The organism is uncultured Parabacteroides sp., from assembly GCF_902493135.1.
Lineage (GTDB): Bacteria > Bacteroidota > Bacteroidia > Bacteroidales > Tannerellaceae > Parabacteroides.
Genome location: NZ_CABUOD010000093.1, coordinates 1 through 1,665, shown reverse-complemented (window position 1 = coordinate 1,665; position 1,665 = coordinate 1). Strand labels below are relative to the sequence as shown.

Sequence of the window (1,665 nt, the reverse complement as noted above, 5' to 3'; positions counted from 1 at the left end):
TTTCGATCAAATTAATAGACCTAAAACGAGATTCCTATTCTCTTTAAGTCTGAAGTCCCCCTCTTAAACCCTCCGCGTTATCGATACAAAACATAGTCAGATTCCGATCTAATTGTTAGTGAATTATATATTTCTTCACTATGCTACAAAGGATGACTAATTAATTGACATAAACAAATTAAATCCAGTTTATTTTTGTGTTTTTGAAATTTTAAGTCGTTAAGCCCAATATTGTCCTAAATAATTTTGATGCCGCAAGTTACATCACGCCTCAAAATTATTTAGGACAATATTGCGTTAAACCTTCAAATGTGCAGATTATGGTGCAGACTGGACCAACGTTCCGACTCCCTTGGACGAACCCCTATAAGACCAATATGATCATGTTGGTTATTTCGGATCAGCAGATTTTCACGGTGGACGGTGGGGAGTTCATGAGTAAAGTGTAGCCAACCTATACATGAAGAATCTGATATCCCCCACACCACGGAACTGTGTTCTTAAATCCTTTATTTTGGCGTTGAAGGATTCAGCGGAGGCATTTGTCAGTCTGCACTCATTACTGCCAAGCTCATAAGAACGTCTTTGTCGTGAGTCGCCGCGATTATACCAAGTGGAAAGAAATTAAAAACGTCCTGATCCGCGACCTGACGGACGAGGATAACGACACGATCCGGGCGATCATGAACGACACGGGTTGTTTCCTGGCATCGAAAGCCCTCATGCGGTGCGTATACTCTTTCCTCCGCATGTCGGCCACCACGAAGAGCCTGACAGCCCTTATCCAGGACCTTCAGCAGGAGAATCACTGCCTCAAGCAACGCTGCATTACTTGCCGAGGTAGTGAAAAAACGACCTGGTGTTATCAAAAGCACAAGGTCAAAAATCAGAATAGGAAAAAGAGTAATAATTGATAACAAAAACAACAATATGGACAGGCTAAAAGCCGAAAAGTCATACGAAATCGCAAATGACAATTCCGAAACCATCCGGGAGCAATTGGCATCTATGGGATGTGGCGTGCAAAGTCATAGTTTGAGAGATATTGGTTTGACGATAAAGTAGTAGTTCCAAAGTTAAAAAGATCTGAGCCGAAATAACTCACTTCACGAAAAATATGAAATAAAGGCTTTATCTGTTATCTAACATGTAGGGCCTTTGCTATTAGTTGAAAAGTCGGAGTACCTTTACCAGATTATCTCATCTTTGACATTTCAACAATGCCATATGACTACCATGGTGAGGGCGGAAGCCGTAGCTCGTCTTGTTGAGCTGGATTTCATGAAACACCTCGAATACCTGACTGATGGCTTGCTGCATCATACGGTCAACTGCCGTAGGGATGCCAAGTCCACGTTTCTTCCCATTTGCCTTGGAAATATCCACCCTGCAAACGGAAGTCGGTTTGTATGTGCCTTCTGCGAGGGATGCTATTGGTTTATTCCGTCTATTCCTCCACTACCAGGTAAATCTCATCACCGGAAGATAAGTCGTATTGACATGATTCCTTGGTGAAAACAAGGTCTGACATAGGTGTGTTTTTGAATCGCTAAGATTTAAGATAATGACGAAGCGCAACAAAGAAAATATGTACGGCATCGAATGGTTACATAGATGCAAGTGTAATTTGTTTTCGGCATTGTCGAGAATATAATTGAGGTTGTC

At 41.7% G+C, this 1,665-nt stretch carries 3 protein-coding genes and 1 pseudogene; 3 read left to right on the top strand and 1 reads right to left on the bottom strand.

The genetic code is table 11. The annotated features are described in order from the left end of the window. Positions 1–320 precede the first annotated feature (320 nt). On the top strand, positions 321–449 hold the full coding sequence (locus RDN79_RS19030; RefSeq protein WP_298547108.1) for a hypothetical protein: 129 nt from the start codon (positions 321–323) through the stop codon (positions 447–449). On the opposite strand, the pseudogene RDN79_RS19025 reads toward RDN79_RS19030, so the two are convergent. Continuing rightward, positions 433–558, bottom strand: a pseudogene (locus RDN79_RS19025) (DDE transposase); the annotation flags it as partial. The gene RDN79_RS19030 and the pseudogene RDN79_RS19025 sit on opposite strands and share 17 nt — an antisense overlap. 32 nt (positions 559–590) lie before the next feature. Here RDN79_RS19025 and RDN79_RS19020 point away from each other — a divergent pair. Both RDN79_RS19020 and RDN79_RS19015 read left to right on the top strand, forming a co-directional pair. Then, positions 591–914, top strand: a complete 324-nt coding sequence (locus RDN79_RS19020; protein WP_298547111.1) for a hypothetical protein — start codon at positions 591–593, stop codon at positions 912–914. Between the two features lie 16 nt (positions 915–930). Continuing rightward, complete coding sequence (locus tag RDN79_RS19015; protein WP_298547113.1) at positions 931–1,065, top strand: hypothetical protein; 135 nt, start codon at positions 931–933, stop codon at positions 1,063–1,065. Positions 1,066–1,665 lie beyond the last annotated feature (600 nt).